15 protein-coding genes are annotated in these 19,836 nt (G+C 72.5%); 5 read left to right on the top strand and 10 right to left on the bottom strand.

Annotated elements, in window-relative coordinates; genetic code table 11:
- Window positions 1-95 precede the first annotated feature (95 nt).
- The 5 genes from Sdia_RS23275 to Sdia_RS23255 form a co-directional block, all read right to left on the bottom strand.
- A complete protein-coding gene (locus Sdia_RS23275) occupies window positions 96-1,091 on the bottom strand; it encodes a zinc-dependent alcohol dehydrogenase family protein (protein WP_115069064.1) in 996 nt (331 codons plus the stop codon).
- On the bottom strand, window positions 1,088-1,999 hold the full coding sequence (locus Sdia_RS23270) for a carbohydrate ABC transporter permease (RefSeq protein WP_100457345.1): 912 nt from the start codon (window positions 1,997-1,999) through the stop codon (window positions 1,088-1,090). The genes Sdia_RS23275 and Sdia_RS23270 overlap by 4 nt, the downstream gene beginning before the upstream one ends.
- Window positions 1,996-2,964 (bottom strand): carbohydrate ABC transporter permease, encoded by a 969-nt coding sequence (locus Sdia_RS23265; protein WP_124288006.1) that lies wholly within the window; start codon window positions 2,962-2,964, stop codon window positions 1,996-1,998. Before Sdia_RS23265 ends, Sdia_RS23270 begins: the two co-directional genes overlap by 4 nt.
- The gene (locus Sdia_RS23260) at window positions 2,961-4,328 is read right to left on the bottom strand and encodes an ABC transporter substrate-binding protein (RefSeq protein ID WP_100457343.1); all 1,368 of its coding nucleotides are present in this window, start codon (window positions 4,326-4,328) and stop codon (window positions 2,961-2,963) included. Before Sdia_RS23260 ends, Sdia_RS23265 begins: the two co-directional genes overlap by 4 nt.
- A gap of 120 nt (window positions 4,329-4,448) precedes the next feature.
- On the bottom strand, window positions 4,449-5,210 hold the full coding sequence (locus Sdia_RS23255) for a DeoR/GlpR family DNA-binding transcription regulator (protein ID WP_100457342.1): 762 nt from the start codon (window positions 5,208-5,210) through the stop codon (window positions 4,449-4,451).
- 667 nt (window positions 5,211-5,877) lie between these two features.
- Here Sdia_RS23255 and Sdia_RS23250 point away from each other — a divergent pair.
- Complete coding sequence (locus Sdia_RS23250; RefSeq protein WP_308435926.1) at window positions 5,878-7,140, top strand: DUF6716 putative glycosyltransferase; 1,263 nt, start codon at window positions 5,878-5,880, stop codon at window positions 7,138-7,140.
- A gap of 87 nt (window positions 7,141-7,227) precedes the next feature.
- Here Sdia_RS23250 and Sdia_RS23245 read toward each other — a convergent pair whose 3' ends face one another.
- Window positions 7,228-8,673, bottom strand: a complete 1,446-nt coding sequence (locus tag Sdia_RS23245; RefSeq protein ID WP_100457341.1) for a glyceraldehyde-3-phosphate dehydrogenase — start codon at window positions 8,671-8,673, stop codon at window positions 7,228-7,230.
- 430 nt (window positions 8,674-9,103) lie between these two features.
- Window positions 9,104-9,604 (bottom strand): nucleoside deaminase, encoded by a 501-nt coding sequence (locus Sdia_RS23240; RefSeq protein WP_100457340.1) that lies wholly within the window; start codon window positions 9,602-9,604, stop codon window positions 9,104-9,106.
- A gap of 219 nt (window positions 9,605-9,823) precedes the next feature.
- Here Sdia_RS23240 and Sdia_RS23235 point away from each other — a divergent pair, with 219 nt between their 5' ends.
- The 4 genes from Sdia_RS23235 (at window position 9,824) to Sdia_RS23220 (ending at window position 15,616) form a co-directional block, all read left to right on the top strand.
- Window positions 9,824-11,275, top strand: coding sequence for a WGR domain-containing protein (locus Sdia_RS23235; protein WP_100457339.1), 1,452 nt, complete (start codon window positions 9,824-9,826; stop codon window positions 11,273-11,275).
- A 164-nt stretch (window positions 11,276-11,439) separates the two neighbouring features.
- On the top strand, window positions 11,440-12,225 hold the full coding sequence (locus Sdia_RS23230; protein ID WP_100457338.1) for an SAM-dependent methyltransferase: 786 nt from the start codon (window positions 11,440-11,442) through the stop codon (window positions 12,223-12,225).
- 733 nt (window positions 12,226-12,958) lie between these two features.
- Window positions 12,959-14,896: a glycoside hydrolase family 15 protein gene (locus tag Sdia_RS23225; protein WP_229831436.1), complete on the top strand. Its 1,938-nt coding sequence runs from the start codon at window positions 12,959-12,961 to the stop codon at window positions 14,894-14,896.
- Window positions 14,897-15,031: 135 nt separating this feature from the next.
- Complete coding sequence (locus Sdia_RS23220; protein ID WP_100457337.1) at window positions 15,032-15,616, top strand: TerD family protein; 585 nt, start codon at window positions 15,032-15,034, stop codon at window positions 15,614-15,616.
- A gap of 167 nt (window positions 15,617-15,783) precedes the next feature.
- On the opposite strand, the gene Sdia_RS23215 is transcribed toward Sdia_RS23220, so the two are convergent.
- The 3 genes from Sdia_RS23215 to Sdia_RS23205 all read right to left on the bottom strand — a co-directional run bounded on the left by Sdia_RS23215 (window position 15,784) and on the right by Sdia_RS23205 (window position 19,763).
- A complete protein-coding gene (locus Sdia_RS23215) occupies window positions 15,784-16,995 on the bottom strand; it encodes a PucR family transcriptional regulator (protein WP_189500344.1) in 1,212 nt (403 codons plus the stop codon).
- Window positions 16,996-17,222: 227 nt separating this feature from the next.
- Window positions 17,223-18,170, bottom strand: coding sequence for a hypothetical protein (locus Sdia_RS23210; RefSeq protein WP_100457335.1), 948 nt, complete (start codon window positions 18,168-18,170; stop codon window positions 17,223-17,225).
- Between the two features lie 51 nt (window positions 18,171-18,221).
- Window positions 18,222-19,763 carry a DUF6801 domain-containing protein gene (locus tag Sdia_RS23205; protein WP_189500345.1) on the bottom strand — a complete coding sequence of 514 codons (1,542 nt, stop codon included), beginning with the start codon at window positions 19,761-19,763 and terminating at the stop codon, window positions 18,222-18,224.
- Window positions 19,764-19,836 lie beyond the last annotated feature (73 nt).

The following is a 19,836-nucleotide window of genomic DNA, read 5'->3' as shown; positions in this document are numbered from 1 at the left end:
GTGGGGGCCCGACCCGCGCCGGACCCGAGGAGGCCCGTGCGGCGGCAGGCCGCCGGGCTGTCCCGTCGCTCAGGACGGGGCAGCCCCCGAACCCCTCACCCCCAGGGCTCCACCACGATCTTCCTCCCCTCCCCGGCCCGGAACCGCTCCATCGCCTCCGGGTACTGCTCCAGGGGGAGGCGGTCGCTGATGAAGACCGACGGGTCGAGGACGCCGGAGGCGAAGAGGGCGGCGGCTCGTTCGTAGCTGTGGAGGACGGCCATGGAGCCGGTGATGGTGATTTCCTGGTTGTAGATGCGGTAGGGCTCGATGACGGCGGTGGTGGCGTAGTCGGAGACGCCGAACTGGAGGAAGGTGCCGCCCTTGGCGACGCGGCCCAGGCCGTCCTGGATGGCCTGGGCGTTGCCGGTGGCGTCGACCACCACGTCCCAGCCGCCCGGGCGGTCGAACTCCTCGGCGCGGGCGGCCGTGGCGGAGCAGCCGAGCAGGTCGGCGGTGGCCAGGCGGTCGGGGTTGACGTCGAGGACGTCGACGCGGGCGGCGCCGGTGCGCTTGGCCAGTTCCAGCATCATCAGGCCCATGGTCCCCGAGCCGTAGATCAGGACCTCGGAGCCGAGGTTGCCGCGCAGCACGTCGTATCCGCGGACCGCGCAGGAGAGCGGCTCGATGAGGGCGGCGTCGCGGACGTCGACGTGCTCGGGGAGGCGGACGCAGTTGGCGACCGGCGCGACGGCGTACTCGGCGGCGCCGCCGGCCGTGGTGACGCCGATGGCGGCCCAGTTGTCGCACAGGTTGCCGCGGCCCGAACGGCAGTAGCGGCACTCGTGGCAGTGCAGGGAGGGGTCGACGGCGACCTTGTCGCCGACCGCGACCTCGGTGACGCGGGCGCCGGTGGCGACGACCTCCCCGGCGAACTCGTGGCCGGGCACGATCGGCAGCGTCGGGGCGAACTCGCCCTGGAGGATGTGGAGGTCGGTGCCGCACAGCCCGCAGGAGGCGACCTTGACGACCACGTCGCGGGGCCCGGGCTCGGGGTCGGGCACGGTGGTGAGGGACACCTTGCCGACGGACTCGACGATGGCTGCCTTCATTTGACTGCTCCCAGAGAGAGGCCCTGGACGAGTTTGTCCTGGGCGGCGTAGCCGGCGGCGAGCACCGGCAGGGACACGACCACCGAGGCGGCGCAGAGCTGGGCCAGGAACAGGCCCTGGCTGGTGACGAAGGTGGTGAGGTGGACGGGGGCGGTGGAGGCGACGACGCCGGTCAGCACCCGGGCGAACAGCAACTCGTTCCAGCTGAAGATGAAGCAGATCAGCGCGGTGGCGGCGATGCCGGGGGCGGCGACCGGGGCGACCACCCGGCCCAGCACGGTCGGCAGCCGCGCCCCGTCGACCTGCGCCGCCTCGATGATCGAGACGGGCACGTCGGAGAGGAAGGACTGCATCATCCACACCGCGATCGGCAGGTTCATCGAGGTGTAGAGGAGGACGAGCAGCCAGATGTTGTCGAGCAGCCCGGTGTTGCGGGCGAAGAGGTAGATGGGCAGCAGGCCCGCCACCACCGGCAGCATCTTGGTGGAGAGGAAGAAGAAGAGCACGTCGGTCCACTTGCGTACCCGCCGGATGGAGAGGGCGTACGCCGCCGGGAGGGCGAGGAGGAGGACCAGCACGGTGGAGAAGAAGGACGCGGTCAGGGAGTTGACCAGCGGCGGCCACGGGGTGGGCCCGCCCCCGCCGCCGAAGAAGGTGCGGTAGCCGTCCAGAGTGAGGGAGGCGGCGAACGAGGGCGGGTTGGTGGCCGCGTCGGACTCCGCGTGGAAGGAGGTCAGCACCATCCACAGGGCGGGGAAGCAGAAGAGCAGGCCGAGCACCCAGGCGGTGACGGCGACGCCCGTGACGCGCCGGCGCGGCGGGCGGGCCGCCGCGTTCGCCTCGGCGGCCGGACGGGGAGTCGTGGTGCCGGTCGGCGGGGTGGCCGGGACTGTGGTCGAGGCGCTCATGCGCGGCTCGCCTCCTCGCGGAAGAGGGACGAGACCACCCGCAGGGCGACGGTGGCGATGAGCACCGTGCCGATCACCGCGACGACGCCGACGGCGGAGGCCAGACCGTACTCGTGGGCCCGGTAGAAGGTCTCGTAGACGGTGTAGGGGAGGTTGGCGGTGCCGAGACCGCCGGAGGTCAGGGTGAAGACCGCGTCGAAGTTCTGCACGATGTACACCGAGCCGAGCAGGATGCCCAGTTCGAGGTAGCGGCGCAGGTGGGGGAGGGTCATGAAGGCGAACATCTGCCAGCGGCCGGCGCCGTCGATGCGGGCCGCCTCCATCATGTCGTCGGGGCGGCTCTGGAGCCCCGCCAGCAGGATCAGCATCATGAACGGCGTCCACTGCCACACCAGCGCGGCCACCACGGCGGCCAGCGGCATCGACGACATCCAGTCCGGCTGGACCACCTCCTCGATGCCGAAGAGCGAGCCGAACCAGTTGAGCGCGCCGTTGAACAGGCCGTACTCCGGGTTGTACAGGGCGTGCTTCCACAGCAGCGCCGCGGAGACCGGCACCAGCAGGAACGGTGTGATGAGCAGGGTGCGGACCATGCCCCGGCCGAAGAACGAGCGGTTCAGGAGCAGGGCGAAGCCGAGCCCGAGCGCCACGCTGACCAGTACCACCGAGGCGGTCAGGACCACCGTGGTGATCACCGCGTCGCGCAGGGCGGCGTCGGTGAAGACCGAGGCGTAGTTGGACAGGCCGGTGAAGTGGCGCTTCTCCGGATTGAGGGAGTTCCAGTCGAAGAGGGAGAGGACGAGCGTCGCCACGAACGGCAGCTGGGTGACGACGACGAGGAAGACCAGGGCCGGAAGCAGCGGCGCCCGGGTCGCCCACGCCTTCGCGCGGCTGCCCCGCGAGGCGGCGGGCGGGACGGGGGCCGGGGTCCCGGCGGCCTTCGCCGGGACGGTGGATGCGGTCATCGGTACTCCTCCGCGACCTTCTCGGCCAGCTTCTGGGAGGTGGCGAGCGCGGCGTCCACCGACTGGCGGCCCGCGATGGCGGCACTGATCTCCTGCGCGACCCGGGTGCCCAGGTCGGTGAACTCCGGTACGCCGACGAACTGGATGCCCGCCGTCGGCCGGGGCTGCGTGCCCGGGTTCTTCGGGTCGGCCGAGGAGATCGCCTGCTCGGTGACGTCGGCGAAGGCGCCGGCCTCGGCCCGGTAGTCGGGGTTCTCGTAGGTCGAGGCGCGCTTGCCCGCGGGGACGTTGGACCAGCCGCTGGTGGCGCCGACCAGCTCCTCGTACTCCTTGCTGGAGGCCCAGGAGATGAACTTCCAGGCGTCGTCGGACTTGATGGACGCCTTCTGCAGCCCCCAGGCCCAGGTGTAGAGCCAGCCGGAGCTCCTGGTCTGCTCGACGGGGGCCGGGACGTACCCGATCTTGCCCTTCACCGGGGAGCCGGACGCCTCCAGGGAGCCCGCGCCGGCCGTGGCGTCGTACCACATGGCCGACTTGCCCTGGGTCATGTTGTTCAGGCACTCGGCGTACCCGGACTGCGGGGCGCCGCGCTCGCCGTGGGAGCGGACCAGGTCGACGTAGAACTTGGTGGCCTTCTTGAACTCCGGTGAGTCCAGCCGCGGTTCCCAGTCCTCGGTGAACCAGGTGCCGCCCATCGTGTTGACCACCGTGGTCAGCGGGGCGATGACCTCGCCCCAGCCGGGCAGGCCGCGCAGGCAGATGCCCTTCATCCCGGGGCGGGAGCCGTCGGTCCGTTCGGCCAGCTCGGCGACCTCCTGCCAGGTGGGTTTCTCCGGCATGGTCAGCCCCTCCTCCTCGAAGATGTCCTTGCGGTACATCAGGAAGGAGGACTCGCCGTAGAACGGCTGGGCGTAGAGCTTGCCGTCCTCGGCGGTCAGTGACTCGCGCAGCGGGGCGAGGATGTCGTCCTGGTCGAAGCCGGGGTCGTCGGCGACGTAGCCGTCCAGCTCGTGCAGCCAGCCGTTCTTGGCGAAGAAGGGCAGCTCGAAGTTGCTGATGGTGGCGATGTCGTACTGCCCGGCCTGGTTGGAGAAGTCCTGGCTGACCTTGTCGCGCACGTCGTTCTCCGGCAGCACCGTGAAGTGGACCTTGATGCCGGTCTCCTTCGTGAAGTGCTTCGCGGTGAGCTTCTGCAACTCGACCATCTGCGGGTTGTTCACCATCAGCACGTTGAGCGCGTCACCGCCGCCGAACGAGGTGCCGCCCGCCCCGGCGCAACCGGAGAGCAGCGCCAGCGCGGCCACCGCCGCACCGGTACGGAGAAGGCGGCGGCGCGGTCCGTGGCGTGGTCGCGGGTGGGCCATGGGAGCTCCTGAGGGGTCGCGGCTCGGTAGGGGGAAGGGGGATGCGGGCACGGCGGACGGCGCCCCGGCACATACGGGGCGGGGCCGTGCGGTCGGAAGGCGGAGGAGGAGCGGACCAGGTCAGACGCGGATGACCTGGGGACCGAGGAGGGAGTAGCGCTGGGCCTCCGCCGAGGTGAGACCGGTGTCGGTGACGATGGCCTCGAAGTCGGCGACCTCGGCGAAGCGGCAGAAGCTGACCGCGCCGAACTTGGTGTGCAGCCCGGCGAAGACCCGGCGCCGAGAACACCGCACCGCCTGCGCCTTGACCTCGGCGACCGTCGGGTCCGGGGTGGTCAGGCCGTACGAGCGGGAGATGCCGTTGGCGCCGATGAACGCCAGGTCGACCACGAAGTCGCCGAGCATCCGTCCCGCCCAGTGCCCGACGGTGGCCAGGGTGGCACCACGCACCCGGCCGCCGAGCAGCAGCACGGCGGTCCTCTCGGCTCCGGCCAGCGCGGTCGCGACGGCGAGCGAGGCGGTGACGACGGTCAGCTCCCGGTCCTTCGGCAGCGCCTCGGCGACGAGTTGCGGGGTGAAGCCCTCGTCGATGAAGACGGTCTCGGCGTCGCCGAGCAGATCGGCCGCGGCAGCCGCGATCCGCGACTTCTGCGGCACGTTGCGGGTGGTGCGCACGGCGAGCGTGGTCTCGAACCCCGCCGACTCCACGGGGTAGGCCCCGCCGTGGGTCCGGCGGACGAGACCGTGCTCCTCCAGGGCGTGCAGATCACGGCGGATGGTCTCCTTCGCCACGCGGAACAGGGCGGCGAGCGCGTTCACCTCCACCGAGCCGTCGCGGCGGGCCGTGTGGAGAATCCCTCTGCGGCGTTCCTCGGTGCCCACGGCGCCCTTCCGGTTCTGCTTCGATGCGGTCCAGTGTGGAGCCCGCACCAGTCCGTTCGGGCTCACGTGTCGTTTGTACAAGCACCTCCGGTTGCTCGGCCACCTTCTGCGCGAAGGTGCTCGTGCCCGTTCCTGCCCGCCCGGGACGGAGCAGCCGCGCAGGTCAGCGGTGCGCCAGGCGTGCGGGTGCCCCGGGGTGATGCCCGTTACGGGCCCGATCGGCGCCCGGAAATTGCCCGAATCGAAAGGAGGGACCCGATCGGGCGCGCGCGGTCACGGGCCGGGGCGCGCGTTCCGGTTGCAGGTCCCGGAGGGCTCATGGGGACGCCGGGCCGGGGGCGTCGGCCCGGACCGGTGCCCCGGAGGCCGGGCACGGGAACGCCGCGCTTTCGGTGCTCGCATTCCGGCCGGCTGTGCGTTTCCGCACCCTCCCGGAATTCCGGTCGAAGGCGCCCGGGCGGCATCGGCCGGCCGCGCCGGAAAGGCGGCCACCCGTCGCCTTCCCTCTTCGGTGTCGCCCCGGCGAACGTCGCGGGGACAACGGACCAACTGTCGGCGGAAGCGATCGACGGGCAGGTGGGCCCGCACTAGTCTGACCGGCGTCAACGGGGCCGCGTACGAGTGGATCAGCGAGCCGAGCCGCACCGACGGGAATCACGAGGACCTTATGAGAACAGCTCTGCTGGTGGCCGCTTTCGATTCCCAGCTGAAATGGTGTGCCCGTATCCAACGGGAACTCGAATCCCGCGGATTCGCCTGTCGTGTCGTCGTGCCGGACCTGCGTGCCGCGCTTTCCGCGCAGCAGATCGCCGACGCGGGCGTGGCATCCGTCGAGACCATGGCCTGGGACGACGTGATCGTCCGGTCGCTGAAGGCCGACGTCGTCGTCTCCGGTCTCTCGGGCCCGCTGACCAAGCGGCTGAGCATCGAGCTGTCCGCCCTCGCCCCGCGGCTCGACGGACCGGGCCCGGTCGTGGTCTCGGGCTGGGTCGGCATCATCATCGAGAAGATCACCGCCGGCTACCTGGACCGCTGCGGTACCGATGTGGTCGCGGTGAACTCGGCGCACGACGCGGCCCACTTCCGCGACGCCGCCCGGTGGCTGGGCCTGCCGGACGGCAACCTCCTCGTCTCCGGTCTGCCCCTCGTCTCCGCCACACCGCAGCCGCCGAGGCAGGGCCCGATCCGCCGGGTGCTCTTCGCCGACCAGCCCACGGTCCCCACCAGCCAGGCCGAACGCGGTTACGTCTACCACCAGTTGATCGGGTACGCCCGGGCCCACCCGGAGCGGAGCGTGCGCCTGAAACCGCGCCACCGGCCGGGCGAGGACACCTTCCACCGGATGAAGCACCACCCGGAGGACCTGCTGCGCGGAATCGAGCTGCCCGCCAACTTCCAGATCGACTACACCCCGGTCGACGTGGCCCTGGCCGAGGTCGACCTGCTGATCACCATGTCGTCGACGGCCTGCCTGGAGGCGATCGACCGGGGCAGCCGGGTCGCCCTCGTCCTCGACCTCGGCGTGCACGAACGCTACGGGAACCAGGTCTTCCTCGACAGCGGCCTGCTGCGGACCTTCCGGCAGATCACCGACGACCGGATCGGCGCCCCGGCCCCCGCCTGGCGCGACGGCTACTTCCACGGTGCCGCCCGTACCGGCACCGAACTGATCGCCGACCGGGTCGAGGAACTGCTGGCCTCGGGGGAGCGCCCGTCGCGCGCGGTGTGGGAGACGGACTACTTCCGCGGTGCCGTCGCCTCCCACCTGGCCACCGCTGCCGCGCTCGTCCCGCGTCAGTCGCCCCTCGCCCGCCGCCGGCTCAAGCACGGCCCGGTCAAGGGGACGCTCAGCCACGTGGCCTACAACGGTCTGCCGCCGGTGGTGCGGCGTCCGCTGAAGCGCTGGGCCGAGGAGCACCAGCTCTTCTGAGCGCGCCCGGAGACACACCGACGGGCGCCGCCCGCCCCCCTCGGTACGGCAGGGGAGCGGGCGGCGCCCGTCGTGGCGGGGTCCGGCTCAGAGCTCCGGTGCGGGGAAGGTCGGGTACTCGACCCCGGAGACGTGCTGGACGACCCGGATGACCTGGCAGGAGTAGCCGAACTCGTTGTCGTACCAGAGGTAGAGGATCGCGTTGTCGCCGTCGACCTTGGTGGCGCCGGCGTCGACGATCGAGGCGTGCCGCGAGCCGATGAAGTCGCTGGAGACGGCGTCGGGTGCGGTGATGAAGTCGATCTGGCGCTTCAGCGGCGAGGTCAGCGACACCTCGCGGAGGTGGTCGAGGACCTCCTCGCGGGTGGCCTCGCGGCCCAGCCGCAGGCTGAGGATGGCGATCGAGACGTCCGGCACGGGGACGCGGATCGAGCTGCCGGTGATCGGCGCCTTCAGCTCCGGCAGCGCCTTGGCGACGGCGGAGGCCGCACCGGTCTCGGTGATGACCATGTTGAGCGGCGCGGAGCGGCCGCGGCGGTCGGAGGAGTGGTAGTTGTCCAGCAGGTTCTGGTCGTTGGTGAACGAGTGGACGGTCTCCACGTGGCCGCGGAGCACGCCGTACTCGTCCGCCATCGCCTTCAGGGGCGGGACGATCGCGTTGGTGGTGCAGGAGGCGCAGGAGAGGATCTGCTCGTCCGGCTTGAGGTCCTCGTGGTTGACGCCGTGCACGATGTTCGGGACGTCGCCCTTGCCCGGAGCGGTCAGCACGACCTTGGCGATGCCGGGCCGCAGGTGCTTCGAGAGCCCCTCGCGGTCCCGCCAGCGGCCGGTGTTGTCGATGAGGATGGCGTCCTTGACGCCGTACTCCGTGTAGTCGACCCGGGTCGGGTCGTCGGAGTAGACGACCTGGATCTCGTGGCCGTTGGCGATGATCTTGTCGTTGGCCTCGTCCACGGTGATGGTGCCCTGGAACTGGCCGTGGATGGAGTCGCGGCGCAGCAGCGAGGCGCGCTTGACGATGTCCTGGCCCTTGCCCCGGCGGACCACGATGGCGCGCAGCCGCAGGCCGTTGCCGGAGCCCGCCTTCTCGATGAGCAGGCGGGCGACGAGGCGGCCGATCCGGCCGAAGCCGTAGAGGACGACGTCGCGCGGCTCGCGGCGGTCGATCTTCTGGTCGCCGGTGGCACCCGCCACGGCGTCGGCGGTGAACTCGGCGACGGACAGACCGCGGTCGTCGGTCCTGTAGGTCGCGGCGAGCATGCCGATGTCGATCTGCGACGGTCCCAGGTCGAGCGTGGTCAGCGCCTGGAGGAACGGCATCGTCTCGGTGACCGAGAGTTCCGCGCCCGCGATCTGCCGGGCGAACCGATGCGTCTTCAGGATGCTGACCACCGACTTGTTCACCAAGGAGCGGCTGTGGAGGAGGACGGTGACGTCCCGCTCACGCTGCAGCTTCCCGATGATCGGGATCATCGACTCCGCGATCTCCTCGCGGTTCTTCCAGTTGGTGAACGAGTCCTCGTTGACAGTCACAGGTTTATCTTTCGAGCTAGGCGGTGCTCATATGCTAACCCGCTCGTGTTTCCGGTCCGGCGGCGGTCTCAGGGAGCGGGGCCGGGCGGCTGTTTCGTCTGGGTATGCACCTTTTAGGCGCCTCGGGGAGCGGTGCGTGGGCTGACGAGGCGTGTCGAGCGGGACGCGCGGGTCGTCGGTGTGGCAGTGGAGCGGGTGGGCCTCGCCCGGGGCGCGGAGCGGGCGACGAGAGGAACAGGCGGTTCGGCTCCGGTGGCGCCGAGGGCCGGGCCGGCACGGTCAGGCCGGGGCCGCCCTGCCGGACAGGCCGGTCAGGCGAGCCGCGGGCGAGCGCCGGCCGGCCCGGACCGGGGCAACCGCGTCCCGCGCCTCCGCCAGAGCCCCGCAGTGCCGTGGCGGAGGCGCGGGGAGGAGCGGCCCGAAAGGCGGCTCAGCCCGCCCCGCCCCCGCCGCTGTGCAGGCGGGCGTGGAGCGCCCTGACCTGTTCGGTCAGCTCCGGCGCTGGGCCCGCCACCGCCACGCCGGGGGCCACCGCCGCCACGGGCAGCGGCGCGACCGGTGCCGAGACCGCGCCCCACTCCGCCAGCCAGCCGGTGAGCTGCTCGGACGAGGCGGCGTAGACGATGCGCCCCAGTCCCACCCAGGCGTGCGCGGCCGAGCACATCGGGCAGTGCTCCCCGGAGGTGTAGACGGTGGCTGCCGCCCGCTCGGACACCGTCAGATGCTCCGCCGCCCAGCGGGCGAGCGCGAACTCGGGGTGCCGGGTGCGGTCCCCGGACGCGATCCGGTTGCGGTCCTCGGCGAGCACGGCGCCGTCACCGTCCACCAGTACGGAGCCGAACGGTTCGTCCCCGGCGTCGAGCGCCTCCTCGGCCAGCTCCACACAGCGGCGCAGGTGCCGCACCTCCGCCTCATCGGTCACCTCGGTCATCGGGACCCCTCTCACCGTCGTGTTCCCTGTCCGCCCCCGTCCCGGCAGGCTACGTTCCGCCGCCCGGTCCGGGAGCCCCGGCCGCGCCGGCTGCGCGGAGCGCGCCGGGCCGCCGGCCAAGGCGGCGCCCGGGGGCGGCTGTCAGTGCCCCCTCCTACCGTTCAGGCAGTGGGACTCGCCGGAGCGGCCGGCGGGCCCACCCCTGGGGAGGGGTCCGCCATGCCCGCCGGTGCCACGGTGACGACGACGTATCTCGAGCTGTCGCAGGACGACGGCTCGGCCCACAAGTTCTACGAGGTGACCGTCGCCGAGCGCGTGGTGACGGTCCGGTACGGCCGGATCGGCGCGGCGGGGCAGACCCAGACGACCACCTTCCCCACCCGGGAGAAGGCCGCGGCGGCCGCCGCGAAGAAGATCGCCGAGAAGTCCCGGAAGGGATACGCCCCGGCCGTCCCCGGGCAGCGCGCCCCGCGCGCGGTGACGCGGCGCCAGGTCTCCTCCGCCCCGTCCACCGCACGCGCCGCGGCCCCCGTGCTGTGGCGGTTCCGCACCGGCTCCGCGGCCTTCGGCATCCACGTCGACGAGGACCGCTGCTGGGTGGGCAACCAGGCCGGCGACGTCTACACCCTGGACCACGACGGTGCCGTCCTCGCCCGCTTCGGCCTGCCCGACGGGGTGAAGTGCCTGGTCGCGGACGACTTCTGGATCTACGCGGGATGCGACGACGGCAAGGTCTACGACCTCTCCGGCAAGCTCCCCTTCGCCGCGTACGACATCGCGGCCGACGTCGACATCTTCTGGCTCGACATCCACGAGGGCGTGCTCAACGTCGCGGACCGCTCCGGCGGCCTGACCGTCATCGACCACGAGGACGAGCACCAGTGGGCCCGCCGCAGCCAGGGCGAGCACGCCTGGATGATCCGGGCCGACGACTTCGCCGCGTACCACGGCCACAGCGGGGGAGTCACCGCCTACCGCCCCGACGGCGGCGGCCAGCTCTGGCACACCCCCACCAGGGGCGGCGTCCTCTTCGGCTGGCAGGAGGCCGACGCGGTCTACGCCGGCACGGCGCACCGGGTGGTGCAGCGGCTGTCGAAGGGGACGGGGGCGATCGAGGCCACCTTCGTCTGCGACGGCGCGGTCTACTCCTGTGCCGCCTCGCCCGGTGGCCGCTTCGTCTTCGCCGCCGACGCGGCCTCCTCCGTCTACTGCTTCGACCGCGACGGCACCCGGCTGTGGAAGCTCGGCACGGGCGGCGGCTCGGCCCTGTCCATGCAGTACCGCGACGAGCGGCTCTACCTGGTCACCACGGACGGATCGCTGGTCTGCGTCGACGCGAGCGAGGCGGCGGTCACCGCGGCCCAGCAGGGCTCGGTGCCGGTCGCCCGGGACGTGAAGCTCGCCGCCGCGCTGCCCACGCGAGCCCCGGCCACGGCGGCCGGCGCGCTGGCCGCCGTCGGCCAGGTCCCGGCCGGGTCCGTCGTGGTCGAGTGTGTCCAGGAGGGCGGCCGCCTCAGGGTCCAGGTGACCACCGACGGGTACGACCCGTCGTGGAACGTCCAGTTCCCCCGCGCGATACGCGAGCCCGGCGCGCGGTACGTGGTGGACGCGGTGCACGCCGCGTCCGGTGGTTTCTACCGCGTCCGCGGGGACATCCGCCGCCTGCTCTGACCTCCCGGCGGACGCGGCGCGGTGACGGCGGGTCAGCCGTGGGGCACGTGGGGCTGGTGCGTGAAGGTTTGGTGAGCGACCATGATCGTGCCCGGGCGACCGGGCGCGCCGAGCGGTCGCCCCAGATCGGGCGGCCCGCCGAACCGCGTGATGGGAGACGGAAGATGACGCCGCCGGTCGAACAAGAACTCAACAACGGGGTGCCGCACTCCGCACGGATCTGGAACTACTGGCTGGGTGGCAAGGACAACTACGACGCCGACCGCGAACTCGGGCAGCGCATGGCGGAGATGTTCCCGCAGATCGTCGAGATCGCCCGGGCCTCCCGCCAGTTCCAGGCGCGAGCGGTACGCCACCTCGCGGAGGAGGCGGGCATACGGCAGTTCCTCGACCTGGGCACCGGGCTGCCCACCGCGGAGGCCACCCACGAGGTGGCGCAGTCGGCCGCCCCCACCTCCCGCGTCGTCTACGTCGACCACGACCCGATCGTCCTCGCCCACGCCCGTGCCCTGCTGACCAGCGGCCCCGAGGGCGCCACGGACTACGTGCACGCCGACCTCACCGACGCCCCCACGGTGCTCCGCGAGGCGAGCCGGACCCTGGACCTCACCCGGCCGGTCGCGGTGCTCCTGATGTCGACCCTCGGGCACGTGGCCGACGACGCGCAGGCCGCCGCGCTGGTCCGCGCGTACCTCGACGCCCTGCCGTCCGGCAGCCACCTGATCCTGTGCGACACGATCGAGACCCCGATGACCAAGGCCGGCTCGGACGAGTACGCGGACGGGGGCGCCGTCCCCTACGTCTCGCGTCCCCAGGAGGTCGTGGCCTCCTTCGCCGACGGTCTCGAACTGCTTCCCCCGGGGTTCGGCTCGATCACCCTCTGGCGCCCTGAGACACCGCCGGCCGGCGACCCGGTCGAGCAGTGGGGCTTCGTGGGCGTCAAGCGGTAGCCCCGGAGCGTGCTCGACCTGCCTCCGGCGCCGGCCGGGTCGGGCGCGGTGGGCCGAGGTGAGCACCCCCTGCCCGGGCCCGGCCGGCGCCGGAGGCCGCTGCGCCCCGGGCGGAACACGGGAGTCGCGGGTGCCCGGTGACGGCGCCGGGCCCGGCGCCGGAGCGGGCAGGCGGCAGGGGCCTGCCGGACGGCGGCCACCGCACGACTCCGGTCCGCCGGGACAGGGGGCGGCTGCCCGTGGCCGATCGCTCGCCCCTGCCTTCGCCACCCGCGAAGGCGGCGGCCACCACCCCGCCCCACACACCGGCCACCGCACACCCGTCTCGTGGCGGCGCGCCCACTGTCCGGGGTGCGCCCACGGTCACGGTCCGGGGCGCGTCCGCCGCTCGGGGCGCGTCCGCGGCCCGGCTGTGCCACCGACGGGCGCGTCGGCCACTCCGTGCGTCCGCGCCCCGCCGGAACCGCGGGTCCGCCCCCTGCGGGCGGCCGCTCCCCGCAGGCGGCCCGCGTGCTCGCGCCGAGTCCCACGTCGCCGCGCCCCCGACCCGGCGCCCCGCCCTCTCCGGCACCCGGGTCGCCTCGGCCGACGCGCCGGGCCCGCGCCGCGCGTCCGGCCGCCGCTCACCCCATGCTCGAAGCCGGAGCCCCGGGCCCGCCCCGCCGCCCCGGTTCGCCGGGCAGGCCCCAGGGCGTAGCCGCGGCCCATCCGCCCCGAGGACGAGAGCATCCCCATGACCGACACCGGCCCGCCCCGCAGCAGCACTGACGGCACCACCCCTCCCCACGAGCCCGGCGAACAGCGCCGCGACGCCGAGGACACCCCGGACGCCCCCGTGGACTACCTGCCCATCGCGGAACACGGCATCATCGGCGACCTGCGCACCGCCGCCCTGGTGGGTACCGACGGGCGGATCGACTGGTTCTGCGCCCCGCGGTTCGACTCGCCCAGCCTCTTCGGCGGGCTGCTCGACGCGGACAGGGGCGGTAGCTGGCGGATGGACCCGCTCTGCCGGGTCGCCTCCCGGCAGCAGTTCTACTTCCCCGACACCAACATCCTCGTCACCCGGATGCTCACCGAGGACGGCATCGTCGAGGTCCAGGACTTCATGCCCGTACTGCGTCCCCGCGACCCTCACCACCAGCAGCGTCTGGTCCGCCGCGTCGTCGCCGTCCGCGGCCGGATGCGGATGCGCTCGCTGGTGGCCCCCCGCCTGGACTACGGCCGTGCCCCGCACGAGCTGGCCCTGAGCGGCGACCTCGCCGAGTTCACCGGCGAGGAGATGGTGGTCAGCGTGCGCGCCGGCGTCGCCTGGCGGCGGGCGGGGCCGGCGGGGGACGACGCCGAGGCGTCTTTCGCCCTGACGGAGGGCGAGTCGGTCCTCTTTGTGCTGCGCACCCGGGACCCCGGTGACGACCGCCCCGACGAGGAGGTCACTCCGGACGGCGCCGAGCGCCTCTTCCGCGCCACCGTCGACTTCTGGCGTGCCTGGCTCGCCCGCTCCACCTACACCGGCCGCTGGCGCGAGATGGTCCACCGCTCCGCCCTGACCCTCAAGCTCCTCACGCACGAGCCCACCGGCGCCCTCGTCGCCGCCCCCACCCTCGGCCTCCCCGAGGAACCGGGCGGCGTCCGCAACTGGGACTACCGCTACGTCTGGGTCCGCGACGCCGCCTTCTCCCTCTACGCCCTGCTGCGCCTCGGCTTCACCGACGAGGCCGAGGCGTTCTTCGGCTGGCTCGCCCGCTCCGTCCGCCGCTGCGGTTCCGGCCCGGACGGCCCGCTGCGCGTCCTCTACTCCATCGACGGCGGCTTCGACCTGCCGGAGGAGGAACTGCCGCACCTGGAGGGGTACCGGGGCGCCTGTCCCGTACGGGTCGGCAACAACGCCGCCGGACAGCTCCAGCTCGACATCTACGGCGAACTCTTCGACGCCGCCTACCTGTTCAACAAGTACGGCGCCGGGATCTCCTGGGAGACCTGGTCGGACCTGGTGGAGGTGCTCGACTGGCTGCTCGACAACTGGGACAGCGCGGACGCGTCGATCTGGGAGACCCGCTCGGGACCGCACCGGCACACCTACTCGCGGGTGATGTGCTGGGTGGCGGTGGAGCGCATGGTCCGCATCGCCCGCCAACGCGGTCTGCCCGCCGACCTGGTGCGCTGGACCTCGGTACGCGACGCCCTCTACCGGCAGGTCATGGCACAGGGGTGGAACGACCGGCTGGGCTGCTTCGTGCAGCGCCTCGCCGACGGCGAGGGCGAGCAGCCACCGGAGATCCTGGACGCCGCGCTGCTCCTGATGCCGATGGTCAAGTTCCTCTCCCCGCGCGACGAGCGTTTCCGTGCCACGCTCCGCGCGATCGGTGACGGCCTGGTCGCCGACTCCCTGGTGTTCCGCTACGACGCCTCCGTCGCCGGTGACGGCCTGGACGGCACGGAGGGCACCTTCTCGCTCTGCTCCTTCTGGTGGGTGGAGGCACTGACCCGTACCGGGCGGACCGAGGACGCCCGCCTCGCCCTGGAGAAGACCTTCACCTTCGCCAACCACCTGGGCCAGTACGCGGAACAGGTCGGCGTCACGGGCGAGCAACTGGGCAACTTCCCCCAGGCGCTCACCCACCTCGCCCTCATCAGCGCCGCCGTCAACCTCGACCGGGCGATGGACTGACGTCCCCCCGTGCCCGGGGCCGGCGGCGGTACCGGGAACGGCGCGAGGGCGGGCGAATCGCCCCCTCCCCGCCCGATCGCCCGGGTCACCAGGCACACTTCTTCTGTAGCAGTCTCACCACCAAGGGGATCACGCATGATCACGTTGCAGAAGGAAGACGGTCCGGCCGACCTGGACGGGGTGACCCACCTGACCATCGGCGTCTCGTGGGACGCCACGGTGGGCTCCAGCGGCGGCATCCTGGGCAAGATCCGGCAGAAGACCGGAACGGACCTCGACCTGATCGCCATCGCCATGCAGAACGGCGAGCCCGTCCGCCTCGCGGGCCTGGACTCCCTGGACCCGCTGGGCAACGGCTCGCTGGTGCACAGCGGTGACAACCAGACGGGCCACGGCGACGGCGACGACGAGACGGTGACCGTGGAGTTCGCGCGGGTGCCGCCGAACATCGAGGCCATCGTCTTCGTCGCGGCGGCGTACAAGAAGCGCAGCTCGTTCCAGAACGCCCGGAACATCAGCTTCAAGGTGTACGACGCGACCGGTGGCAGCTCCCAGCAGGTCGCCGACATCTGGCCGAGCCTGCTCTCCGACGACAACGGCTGTGCCGTGGCGAAGGCGATGCGCGTCGGCTCCGGCTGGAAGCTCCAGGTGATCAACGAGACCGGCAAGATCAAGCAGGGCGACGAGCGCGCCCTGATGCGCTTCGCCGTCAGCAAGTAGCCCGCCACCCCGGCCCGCCGTCGTCGTACCTGGTGGGCGCCTCACCCCGGCCGAGAACGGAGTGGGGCGCGGGTATTGGGCTGCTGACACGACGACGGCGAGGCAGGGAAGGGCAGTGGGGCCCGGCCCCCGCACCGGCGTACCGGTGCGGGGGCCGGGCCCCGGCGCTATCCCCGCCCGCCCCTGCCCTGGAGGTGCAGTGAGCGCAGCGCCGCCTCCAGGGCGAAGCGGTGGTCGGGGTCGGTGAGGCGGGGGCCCAGGTGGGTCTCCAGGTTGCGCAGACGGTAGCGGACGGTCTGGGCGTGCACGCCGAGGGCTTCGCCGACCTGTTCGGCGGGGGCACGGGTGGAGATGTGCACCCGCAGGGTCTCGACAAGGCGGTCGCGGCGGCTGGCGGAGAGGCCGTCCAGCGGGGCGAGTTCGCGGGCGGCGAGGCGGGCGACGAGGGCCGGGTCGGTGAGCAGCCACAGGGTCGTCAGGTGGTCCTCGCAGAACACCAGGGGCGCGTCCGGGATGACGCGGTCGTCGATGAGTGCCAGGACGCGCCGGGCCCAGCGGATCGAGTCGGCGGCCTGCGCCGGGGGGACCGTCACCCCGGCCACGGCGTGGGCGGGGCCGAGCGCGCGGTCGAGCATCTCGCGGCGGGCGGCGGTGAGGGGGCCGGGGACGAGCAGGTGCGGCTGGGGTATGCCGGGGTCGGCGAGGACGTCCTCGTCGAGGTGGGCCTGGATCTGGTCGGGGACCGGGGTGCGCAGCGCGATCATCGTGCACTGGGCGGGCAGCTCCCAGGCGGCGGCCTCGCAGAGGGAGGCGATGGTGGCGTGCGGGAGGGGCGGCGCGGCGAGGATGAGGTGGAGTAACTGCCTTCGTACGGCGGAGACTTCGGAGGCGGCCCGGGCCTGCACATCGGCGTACCCCTCGCGGGAGAGGGCCTCCAGCTCGTCGACGTAGGCGAAGACGGTGTCGGCGAAGGTGAGGATCACGCTGGGGGAGAGGCTGTACTGGCGGCCGATGGTCTTGGCGCGGCGCAGCGCGATCCGCGCGCCGAGCCGGTACGCGCCGTGCAGGCTGTCCAGTTCCCGCCCCTCGTACGCCTCGACGCGGCCGAACTTGCGCAGCAGTTCGTCCCGGAGGGCGCAGCCCGCGCCGGGGTCGGCGACCCGGTCGACGAAGGCGGAGAGGGCCTGTTCGACGCCCTGGCGGATGGCGTCGGCGTGCGGTCCGTTGAGGAGGCGGCCGTACTCGGGGTAGGTCCGGGTCACCTCCAGGCGGATCTCCTTGATGAGCCCCGGGATCTCCGGCCGCATGAAGGCCGCGAACTCGCGGGGGAGCGGGTCGAGCGGTTCACCGACGTCCGGTGGCTGTGCGATCGAGGGCATGAGTGATCCCTTGCTCTCCTGCGCGCCCGGTGGGGGAGGCCGTAGGGCGCCCCTCCGCGTGGGGAGGAGCGCCCGGTGGCAGCCGTCAGGTGCATTCCGACGTGGGAAGGTGAAGCTAGTTCAACTTCCCTGTGATGTACACCGTTCGTACACAGAATGGCACGCTGTGCAGCGAACCGTCTCGTGGTGTGGCTGGGAATCGTCGGTACGGGCCCACAGGGGGCCGGTCAGCCGGCGGTGCCGTGCCAGTACTCGGCGAGGACCTTGCCCGCGTCGGGGGCGACGATGCCGGGGGCGAAGAGGCCGCCGAGGTGGGTCTGCGTGTCGTTCAGGGTGAGCTTGTTCTCGCCGGCGGGGGAGGGCAGGCCGGTCTTGAGGTTGACGGCGCCGTCGATGATGCCGAGCAGGCCGAGGCCGCAGCCGCTGGCGCCCGGCACCGCGAAGGTGTCGTCGACCTGGGTGGAGCCGAGCATGTTGAGGCGGCTGGAGTCCCCGTCGTCCTCGTTCGGGGTGCCGTCGGCGCCGTTGAAGCGGTCGACGGTGAACTCGGGGGCGTCGGCGTTGTACGGGTGCAGCATGATCGGCTTGGAGGTGGTGCCGATGTAGCAGTTGTTGCCGAGGAACGGGTTCTCCAGCTTGATCCTGACCGGTATCCGCACGATCGGCATGTCCGTCATGACGCCGGCGATCTGGTTGAACTCCGAGGGTGTGCCCGCCGATTCGAGCGTCGCGGTGATCTTGTTGAGCTTGCCGTCGGTGAGCTGCTCGCAGATGTTGGTGACGAACGGGACGTCGCTCGGGCACATCAGGCCGATCAGGCCGCCGGGCACGGTGGCGGAGTCGGCGATGATCGATCCGGCCGGGGGCGCCACCACGGTGCTGGTCCCGTCGGCGTTCTGGACGACACCCATCTGGAGGTTGCTGTTCCCGGTGACGACGGTGGTGTTGCCCAGCTTGATCGTGCCGCTGGTCGCGTAGGAGACGACGCACTGCGGCGAGCGGTCGAGGCCGTCGGCGCCGAGCATCGCCGGGGCGTCGACCGGACACCGGGTGAACGGCGCCCACTTGCCGGCCGGCTGCGCGGCGGCGGTCGCGGTGCCGACCGAGGCGACGGTGCCGAGCACGGTGGCGGCGGCGGTGAGGGCGAGGGTGAGTCTGGAGCGGCAGGGGCGCATGGCGGGACCTTTCGGGGGAGGGGCGGAGGGGAACGGGGCGGGGCGCGGGGGTCAGCGTTCGGGCTTGGGAATGACTACGGGCTGGCCGTCGGGGGCGCAGTGGTCGGGGTTCAGGTCCTGGACGAGGCAGGTCTGTCCCTGCATCTGCTTGACGTAGTTGCCGGGCCCGGAGATGGCGGCGGTGAACAGGCGGTTCAGGTCCTCGCCGTCAGAGGTGCCGCAGCCGGTGAACGCGGGGATGGTGACTTCGCTGGTGAGGGGGCCGCCGGTGGTGAGCTGGTAGCCCTCGGGCTGTCCTTCCCAGGGGGCGAGCCCGAACCCGTCCAGCACGATGTGCGGGCCGGGAAACCTGTCCGGTTCCGGTTCGTGGGAGGTCAGTGGGGTCTCCGTTCGGCAGTCGGAGCCCACGTCCAGAGGCGTGCCGTTGACCTTCACGTCGGAGAGCCGCAGAACCAGCGAGGCGCGGATGGCCGTGTCGAGCTTGACGGGATCGCCCAGGTAGAAGTCGGACTCCAGACGCATGACCTCCGTCTGCTCCAGCACCACCGTGGCCGTGGTGGGCACGAAACCGTAGGTCAGGAAGGTCGCCCGCGCCGGAGGCGTCTGGCGGCGTCCCTCGTACGAGAACTCCACGTCGGCGGGCTGCCGGAAGAGCCACTGGTCGTCGGGGCCGGGGGAGCCGGCCTCGCCCTGCTCGATGATCATGCAGGACACGGGGATGAGGTTGGCGCCGTCCAGCTTCCGTACGTTCGAATAGCCAGTGACGTACGCCGCAAGGGTTACCGGGGTCGGTTCCTCCGCGATGCAGGGCGGCGCGTCCTTCGGGTCGGTCGCCTCCACACGCAGGCGGCCGGGGGGAGCGTCGGCACCGCCTGGCTCCCCCGCGTCCGTACCGGCGGACGCGGAAGGCCCCCCGGAGGGCGACGGGCCCTCGGACGGGCCGTCGGCCTCCCCGCCGGTCACCGGGATGGCGGCCAACAGCCCGTCCTCCGGAGCGTCCTCGCCGAGTGTGCAGGAGGCCGAGACCGGCGCGTGGGACTCCTGCGCGGGACCGGGCGTCGCGGAGCCGGCCCGTGCCTCCATGACCAGCCTCAAACCGCCCGCACGCAAATGGAGTTCACCGGTTGTTCCAGGAGTGACCGAGGGCACGTCCCCCGCCGACTCCAGGACGAGCGGGCCCTCGGCCGGCACGGTCGCGGGTTCCGCCGTACCGCGCCAGGACGCCTCCGCCCGCGCCTCGCCCTGGGAGAGCGCGACCGCCAGCTCCGTCGAGGCGCGTACCTCGGTGCCCGGCGCCGTGCTCAGCTCCGCCACGGCGGTCTCGGGCAGTTCGACGGTGGTCGTCACGTCGGCGGGCACGATCGCCTGGCCCTTGGCGGCGGAGTCGGGGAACCGCGCGGCCACCCGCACCGCGACCGCCTGCGGACCGGACGGGAAGGCGCACGTGTAGGGCAGTTCGGCCTCCACCTCCTGCGCCCCCAGCGCCGTCCCCGCCGCCGGAACCATGGCGGCCAGCACGACGAACGCGGCGATCACCGCACGCCGGGCACGGGGTCGGCGCGGGCTCGGGACGGAGGTACGGGGACCTTTCACGGGCGCTCCTCGGGGCTGACTCTGTCGGGCACATCCGCGGGCACATCCGCGGGCACACCCCCGGCCCGCCCGG

This window comes from Streptomyces diastaticus subsp. diastaticus (assembly GCF_011170125.1).
Classification (GTDB): domain Bacteria; phylum Actinomycetota; class Actinomycetes; order Streptomycetales; family Streptomycetaceae; genus Streptomyces; species Streptomyces diastaticus.
The sequence above is the reverse complement of the archived record's forward strand: the minus strand, read 5'-3'. Positions and strand labels throughout refer to the sequence as shown.